The organism is Burkholderia sp. Bp8991 (assembly GCF_003853795.1).
Lineage (GTDB): Bacteria > Pseudomonadota > Gammaproteobacteria > Burkholderiales > Burkholderiaceae > Burkholderia.
The window spans coordinates 371,530-379,022 of the sequence record NZ_QTQJ01000002.1 but is presented as its reverse complement, the minus strand read 5'-3'; the positions used below and the strand labels follow the sequence as shown (position 1 = coordinate 379,022).

7 protein-coding genes are annotated in these 7,493 nt (G+C 66.0%); all 7 read left to right on the top strand.

Features of this window, described 5'->3' with window-relative positions:
• Positions 1–107: 4Fe-4S dicluster domain-containing protein (locus DIE02_RS03765; RefSeq protein ID WP_141667388.1), on the top strand; the 107-nt coding region annotated here is incomplete at its 5' end.
• Between the two features lie 47 nt (positions 108–154).
• Entirely contained in the window at positions 155–1,348 is a 1,194-nt protein-coding gene (bktB, locus tag DIE02_RS03760) for a beta-ketothiolase BktB (RefSeq protein WP_044848466.1), read from the top strand.
• Between the two features lie 38 nt (positions 1,349–1,386).
• Entirely contained in the window at positions 1,387–2,241 is an 855-nt protein-coding gene (locus DIE02_RS03755) for a 3-hydroxybutyryl-CoA dehydrogenase (protein ID WP_124485735.1), read from the top strand.
• A gap of 549 nt (positions 2,242–2,790) precedes the next feature.
• Complete coding sequence (locus DIE02_RS03750; RefSeq protein WP_044848468.1) at positions 2,791–4,080, top strand: glycine betaine/L-proline ABC transporter ATP-binding protein; 1,290 nt, start codon at positions 2,791–2,793, stop codon at positions 4,078–4,080.
• On the top strand, positions 4,077–4,964 hold the full coding sequence (locus DIE02_RS03745) for a proline/glycine betaine ABC transporter permease (protein WP_124521614.1): 888 nt from the start codon (positions 4,077–4,079) through the stop codon (positions 4,962–4,964). The genes DIE02_RS03750 and DIE02_RS03745 overlap by 4 nt, the downstream gene beginning before the upstream one ends.
• A 153-nt stretch (positions 4,965–5,117) precedes the next feature.
• Positions 5,118–5,999, top strand: coding sequence for a glycine betaine ABC transporter substrate-binding protein (locus tag DIE02_RS03740; protein WP_124521615.1), 882 nt, complete (start codon positions 5,118–5,120; stop codon positions 5,997–5,999).
• A gap of 137 nt (positions 6,000–6,136) precedes the next feature.
• Positions 6,137–7,462 carry a serine hydroxymethyltransferase gene (gene glyA / locus DIE02_RS03735; RefSeq protein WP_185702560.1) on the top strand — a complete coding sequence of 442 codons (1,326 nt, stop codon included), beginning with the start codon at positions 6,137–6,139 and terminating at the stop codon, positions 7,460–7,462.
• Positions 7,463–7,493 lie beyond the last annotated feature (31 nt).

Below are 7,493 nucleotides of genomic sequence, written 5' to 3'. Positions count from 1 at the left end.
CGCAGAACTGCGTGCACTGCAAGACCTGCGACATCAAGGACCCGACGCAGAACATCGTGTGGGTCACGCCGGAAGGCGGCGGCGGGCCGAATTACCCGAACATGTAACGCAACGCATCCCCGCGCCGCGGGCGCGAACGAACCGGAGTGAGACGATGAGCAATGCAGCGAAGGAAGTCGTGGTGGTGAGCGGTGTCCGTACCGCGATCGGCGATTTCGGCGGAAGCCTGAAGGATTTCTCGCCGACCGATCTCGGCGCGAAGGTCGTGAGCGAAGTGCTGTCGCGCGCGAACGTGCCGGGCGATGCGGTCGGGCATGTCGTGTTCGGCCACGTCGTGAATACCGAACCGAAGGACATGTATCTCGCGCGCGTCGCGGCGATCAACGGCGGCGTCGCGCAGCACACGCCGGCGCTCACCGTGAACCGCCTGTGCGGCTCCGGCCTGCAGGCGATCGTGTCGGCCGCGCAGACGATCATGCTCGGCGACGCCGACGTCGCGATCGGCGGCGGCTCGGAGAACATGAGCCGCGCGCCGTACACGGTGCCGGCCGCGCGCTTCGGCCAGCGCATGGGCGACGCAAAGCTCGTCGACATGATGCTCGGCGCGCTGCACGACCCGTTCCAGACGATCCACATGGGCGTGACCGCAGAGAACGTCGCCAAAAAGTACGGCATTTCGCGTGATGCGCAGGATGCGCTCGCGCTCGAATCGCATCGTCGCGCGGCGCGCGCGATCGCCGAAGGCCGCTTCAAGGACCAGATCCTGCCGATCTCGATCCGCACGAAGAAGGGTGAGGTCGCGTTCGACACCGACGAGCACGTGCGTCACGACGCCGGCCCGGACGACTTCACGAAGCTGAAGCCGGTGTTCGTGAAGGAGGACGGCACGGTGACCGCCGGCAACGCGTCGGGGATCAACGATGCGGCCGCCGCGGTGCTGATGATGAGCGCGGATGCCGCGCGCGCGCAGGGCGTGAAGCCGCTCGCGCGTCTCGTCGCGTACGCGCATGCGGGCGTCGATCCGGCGTACATGGGCATCGGCCCGGTGCCGGCCACGCAGAAGGCGCTCGAGCGCGCGGGCCTGAAGATCACCGATCTCGACGTGATCGAGGCGAACGAGGCGTTCGCCGCGCAGGCGTGCGCGGTCACGCAGGAGCTTGGTCTCGATCCGGCCAAGGTCAACCCGAACGGCTCGGGCATTTCGCTCGGTCACCCGATCGGCGCGACCGGCGCATTGATCACGGTCAAGGCGCTGTACGAGCTGAAGCGCATCGGCGGGCGTTACGCGCTCGTGACGATGTGTATCGGCGGCGGCCAGGGGATTGCGGCGATCTTCGAGAACATCTGATAATCGACCGCTCAGCACCCGAATACACAGGAATCGTCATGGCAATCGAAACCGTCGGCGTCGTGGGCGCCGGAACCATGGGCAACGGCATTGCGCAAACCGCGGCCGTTGCAGGACTCAACGTCGTGATGATCGACGTCAGCGACGCGGCGCTCGACAAGGGCGTCGCCGCCCTGAAGGGCAGCCTCGAGCGGCTCGTGTCGAAGGACAAGCTCGACGCCGGCGCACGCGACGCCGCGCTCGCGCGCATCACGACGTCGACCGACTACGCGAAGCTCGCCGCGGTCGACATCGTGATCGAAGCCGCGACCGAGAACGTCGAGCTGAAGAGCCGCATCCTGAAGCAGATCGAGTCGGTCGCGCGGCCTGACGCGATCATCGCGACCAACACGTCGTCGATCTCGATCACGTCGCTCGCGGCGCTGCTCGCCGATCCGTCGCGCTTCGTCGGCATGCACTTCTTCAACCCGGTGCCGCTGATGCCGCTCGTCGAGATCATCCGCGGGCTGCAGACGAGCGACGCGACCGCGTCGGCGGTGCGCGCGCTGACCGAGCGTTTCGACAAGTCGCCGATCGGCGTGCGCAACGCGCCGGGCTTCGTCGTGAACCGGATCCTCGTGCCGATGATCAACGAAGCGTTCTTCGTGCTGGCCGAAGGCATCGCGTCGGCCGAGGAGATCGACGCGGGGATGAAGCTCGGCGCGAACCATCCGATCGGGCCGCTCGCGCTGGCCGACCTCGTCGGGCTCGACGTGTGTCTCGCGGTGATGGACGTGTTCCTGAAGGACTTCGGCGACACGAAGTACCGTGCGTGCCCGCTGCTGCGCGAGATGGTGTCGGCAGGGCGGCTGGGGCGCAAGACGGGGCGTGGGGTGTACGACTACAGCAAGTAAGCGGCGCATCAGTGCCTCTTCGCGCGGCCGCCTTCGGGCGGCCGCGTGCTTTGCGCGGTGCGCTTACGCGTCGAGCGCCGCGAGGTCCCGCGGCAAGGGACGCTTGAACATCGCGAGCATCTGCCGGGCCGCCCTGCCGAGAGCCGGCCCGACGGCCATGTGCGCCGTCGAATGCGCGTCTTCCTGGTAGTTTCCCTTAAGTCCCCTCGTCGGGATTTTCCCCTAGCGCACCCCTGCGCACGCCACGCACGCCGCCTCGGCGCAATTCTCGTCCAATCCCGCACAGCCGCACCGGCACTGGTTTTCACGTCATTCGCACGGTTTCGGGGCAGTCATGCCTTTTTGCCCGCATTCGATGCATTACCAAAGGTATGGAAAAGCGCACAGAAAATGTATCTGGAGCGACGAAATTGGATTGATACGCTGCAGTCACTGAATCAGCGCCGTCAACCACGCGAGCGCGGCATCGAGCCCTGGCAGCAAGCCGGCAATCGATGGCGACACGTGCGGAGTTCGCGGTTTCCGTTACCAGTTAGTCGGGATGACAGAATGGCCCCAAATCTGACGTTTGCACCGGGCGACGTACTTCCCCCCGGAGCAATCTCCACCGACGGTGCGCCGTCGATCGCCCGGTCGAGCATCGCGACCGGAACCGACATCCTGACCGTCAAGCACCTGTCGAAGATCTTCGGTCCGAAGCCCGAGCGTGCGATCGAGCTGATGAAGCGCGGCGTCGGGCGCAACGAGATCTTCGCCGAAACCGGCAACATGGTGGCGGTCGACGACGTGAGCCTGAGCGTGCGGGCCGGCGAGATCTTCGTGATCATGGGGCTGTCGGGCTCGGGTAAATCGACGCTGGTACGTCTGCTCAACCGGCTGATCGAGCCGACGTCCGGGCAGGTGGTGCTCGAAGGCCGCGACATCGCGCCGATGTCGACGCCGGAATTGCGCGACGTTCGACGCCGGAAGATGGCGATGGTGTTCCAGTCGTTCGCGCTGCTGCCGAACCGGACCGTGCTCGACAACATCGCGTACGGGCTCGAGGTCGCGGGAATCAAGAAGGCGCAGCGCTACGAGGTCGCGCGTGCCGCGCTGGAGCGCGTCGGGCTCGGGTCGTACGAGAAGCTGCTGCCGAGCGAGTTGTCCGGCGGCATGCAGCAGCGCGTGGGCCTTGCCCGCGCACTCGCGGTGAACCCGTCGGTCCTGCTGATGGACGAGGCATTCTCCGCGCTCGATCCGCTGATCCGCTTCGAAATGCAGAACGAGCTGCTGCGCCTGCAGAAGGAAGAGCAGCGCACGATCGTGTTCATCTCCCACGATATCGAGGAGGCGGTGAAGATCGGCGGCCGCATCGGCATCATGAAGGACGGCTGCCTGATCCAGGTCGGCACGCCGGCCGAACTGATCCAGACACCGGCGGACGCCTACGTGCAGGACTTCTTCCGCAACGTCGACGTGTCGCGCTTCCTGAAGGCGTCGAGCCTGCTGACGAAGATCGAGCGCGGGCTGATTCAGTGCGACGCGGGCACGTCGTCCGACCGCTACCTGAACCGGTTGATCGACAGCGGCGCGGAATGCGGCTACGTGTGCGACGAGGCCGGCCATTACCTCGGCTGCGTGACGGCCGCCACACTGCACCGGTCCGGTGTCCGGCCGATTCGCGAGGCATTCCTGCCCGACTTCCATGCGGTGTCGATCGATACGGATCTGCATCGGCTCGCGTCGATCGCGCTGACCCGGCAGCACGACGTGCCGGTGACGGACGCGGCGGGACAACTGGCGGGCGTCGTGTCCTGCCGGACGATACTCAAGCAGATGATGCAACGGAGGGCAGCATGAACGCGTCGGTGATCGGGAAGTTCGCGGAAGACTTCGTCAACTTTCTGTTTCTGCATTTCCGCGGCGGTTTCGACACGTTTTCGGCGGGGCTCGGCGCGGTCGTGAAGCTGCTCGAAGACGGTCTCGCCGCCGTGCCGTTCATCGCGATGGTCGTGATCATGGTGGGGCTCGCGCTGTGGCGCCGCGGCATCGTGTTCTCGATCTTCGTCGGCCTCGCGCTGCTCGTCATCCATTACATGGGCTTGTGGGCACAGACGGTATCGACGCTCGCGCTCGTTACCGCGGCGACCTTCTTCAGCCTCGTGATCGGCGTCCCGCTGGGGATCTGGGGCGCGCGCAACAACCGGATCGGCATGATCCTGCGCTCGCTGCTCGACTTCATGCAGACGATGCCCGCGTTCGTGTACCTGATCCCGGCCGTGATCCTGTTCGGGCTCGGACGCGTGCCGGCGGTGATCGCGACGATCGTGTTCGCGATGCCGCCCGTCGTGCGGCTGACGACGCTCGGCATCCGGCAGGTCCGCGAGGAACTGATCGAAGCCGGCCGCTCGTTCGGCAGCACCGACTGGCAGCTGCTGTGGAAGATCCAGTTGCCGAACGCGCTGCCGTCGATCATGGCCGGCGTGAACCAGACGATCATGATGGCGCTGTCGATGGTGGTGGTTGCGTCGATGATCGGCGCGGGCGGCCTCGGCGAATACGTGCTGAGCGGCATTCAGCGTCTCGACATCGGGATCGGTTTCGAAGGCGGGCTGGGCGTCGTGCTGCTCGCGATCGTGCTCGATCGCCTGACGGAGAGCTTCGGCGTGAAGGCGAAGAAGAAGGCGAAGAAGCCGATCGTGCGCGCCGGCAAGGCCGGCCCGCGTGGCGCGGCACGCACCTGACGAACAGGGCGGTCGAAGGCATTTGAAGGACGATGAAGCGTCGCGGCCACGGTGCCGCGGCGGAACCGGTGTAGCAGTGCGTGGAGACCGGAAACGCCGATCGAAGGCGTTCCTCACCCTTGAAAGACTCGCGTGATTAAAAAGGAGTACTAGATGAATACCCATACGTTCAAGTCGCTTCTGGCGAAACTTGCGGTATCGACGGTGGTGGCCTGCAGTGCAGGTGTGGGCGCGGCATCGGCGGCCGAGCCGGTCAAGATCGCGGTGACCAACTGGGCGGACGTGCTCGCGGTGGCGAACGTCGCGAAGTACGTGCTCGAGACGCAACTGAAGCAACCGGTGCAGTTCGTCCAGGCCGACATCGGCATCCAGTACCAGGGTGTCGCGCGTGGCGATCTCGACATCATGGTCGGGGGCTGGCTGCCGGTCACGCACGGGACCTACTACGCGAAGTACAAGAACGACCTGGACGACGTCGGCATCATCTACACCGGCGGCAAGAACGGCTGGGCGGTGCCAACCTACATTCCGGAATCGGAGCTGTCGTCGATCGCCGACCTGAGCAAGCCGGAAGTCAAGAGCAAGCTGAACGGCACGATCCAGGGCATCGAGCCGGGCGGCGGCCTGATGCAGGCATCCGAGAAGACCATCAAGGCGTACAACCTGGACGGCTACAACCTTCAGGCGTCGAGCGAGGCCGGCATGCTGGCGAGCGTGTCGCGTGCGTACCAGTCGAAGCAGTGGATCGTCGCAACGGTCTGGAGCCCGCACTGGCTGTTCCAGAAGTGGCAGATGCGTTACCTGAAGGATCCGAAGGGCACGCTGGGCGGCGAAGAGCAGATTCATGCGTTCGCGTCGAAGAAGTTCGCGGGCAAGTTCCCGCGCGCCGACGTGTTCTTCAAGCACCTGAAGCTGACGCTGGCCGATGTCGAGGCGATCGAGTTCGAGGGGAACAGCACGAACGACTACGCGAGCGCCGCGAAGAAGTTCGTCGATGCACACCCAGAGAAGCTCAAGGCCTGGCTGCAGCAGTAAAGCCGCGCCCCGGTGGCGCAGACGATGCGATCGGCGTCGTCCGCGCGAACCGGCGGGGCGTATCGCCCGAAGCCGATGGGCAGAGCCGCAACGATGGCGCCGGCCTCGCGATGTGCGGTACGCGCAGTCCATGCAGCATGTCACGAATCGCGTCGCGGAGTCAGCAAGTGAACGAGAACGCCCGCTTTTTTTCCGAAACGCTTCAGAGCCGGGATCCGGTGATCGCGTCGGAGATCGCGCTGGAGCTGCGTCGCCAGCAAACCCAGATCGAACTGATCGCATCTGAAAACATCGCGTCGGCGGCGGTGCTGGAAGCACAGGGCACCGTGCTGACGAACAAGTACGCGGAAGGCTATCCGTCGCGGCGGTACTACGGCGGTTGCGACCATGTCGACCGGATCGAGGCGCTCGCAATCGATCGCGCGTGCGCGCTGTTCGACGCGAGCCACGCCAACGTCCAGCCGCATTCGGGCGCGCAGGCCAACGGCGCGGTGATGCTCGCGCTCGTCAAGCCGGGCGACACGGTGATGGGCATGTCGCTCGATGCGGGCGGCCACCTCACGCACGGCGCGCGGCCCGCGCTGTCGGGGAAGTGGTTCAACGCGGTGCAGTACGGCGTGAACCGCGACACGCTGCGCATCGACTACGACGACGTGCGCCGGCTCGCCGAGCGGCATCGCCCGAAGCTGATCGTCGCCGGTTACTCCGCGTATCCGCGGGCGCTCGACTTCGCCGCGTTTCGCGAGATCGCCGACAGCGTCGATGCGAAGCTGATGGTCGACATGGCGCACATCGCGGGCATCGTCGCGGCCGGCCGGCATCAGAACCCGGTGCCGTTCGCCGACGTGGTGACGTCCACCACGCACAAGACGCTGCGCGGCCCGCGCGGCGGCTTCATCCTGACGAACCACGCCGAGGTCGCGAAGCAGATCGATTCGGCGGTGTTTCCGGGGTTGCAGGGCGGGCCGCTGATGCATGTCGTCGCCGGCAAGGCAGTGGCCTTTGCGGAAGCGCTTCGGCCGGAATTCACCCGCTATATCGAGCAGATGTTGCGCAACGCGCAGGCGCTCGCGCGCGTGCTGACGGCCGGCGGCCTGACGCTCGTCACGGGCGGTACCGACAACCACCTGCTGCTGGTCGACCTGCGCGCCCGGCGCATCACCGGCGCGCAGGCCGAGAAGGCGCTGGAGCGCGCGGGCATCACCTGCAACAAGAACGGGGTTCCGTTCGATACGGAAAACCCGACCGTCACGTCCGGCATCCGGCTCGGTACGCCGGCCGGCACCACGCGCGGCTTCGGAACCGCGCAGTTCGAGCAGATCGGCGAAATGATCCTGGCAGTGATGGCTGCGCTCGAGCGCGATCCGAACGGCGACGAAGCGGTCGAGCGGTCGGTACGGACCCGCGTGCGCGACCTGTGCAGCCAGTTTCCCGTCTATGCGCACGCGGAGGCGTTCGCCTGATCCGGGAACCGGTCTGAACCTCGAACATCGT

Excerpts from the sequence above, each read along its gene's own strand:
- DIE02_RS03755 (WP_124485735.1), top strand. The coding sequence starts at position 1,387 with ATGGCAATCGAAACCGTCGGCGTCGTGGGCGCCGGAACCATGGGCAAC.
- DIE02_RS03750 (WP_044848468.1), top strand. The coding sequence starts at position 2,791 with ATGGCCCCAAATCTGACGTTTGCACCGGGCGACGTACTTCCCCCCGGA.
- DIE02_RS03745 (WP_124521614.1), top strand. The coding sequence starts at position 4,077 with ATGAACGCGTCGGTGATCGGGAAGTTCGCGGAAGACTTCGTCAACTTT.
- bktB (WP_044848466.1), top strand. The coding sequence starts at position 155 with ATGAGCAATGCAGCGAAGGAAGTCGTGGTGGTGAGCGGTGTCCGTACC.
- DIE02_RS03740 (WP_124521615.1), top strand. The coding sequence starts at position 5,118 with ATGAATACCCATACGTTCAAGTCGCTTCTGGCGAAACTTGCGGTATCG.
- glyA (WP_185702560.1), top strand. The coding sequence starts at position 6,137 with ATGTCACGAATCGCGTCGCGGAGTCAGCAAGTGAACGAGAACGCCCGC.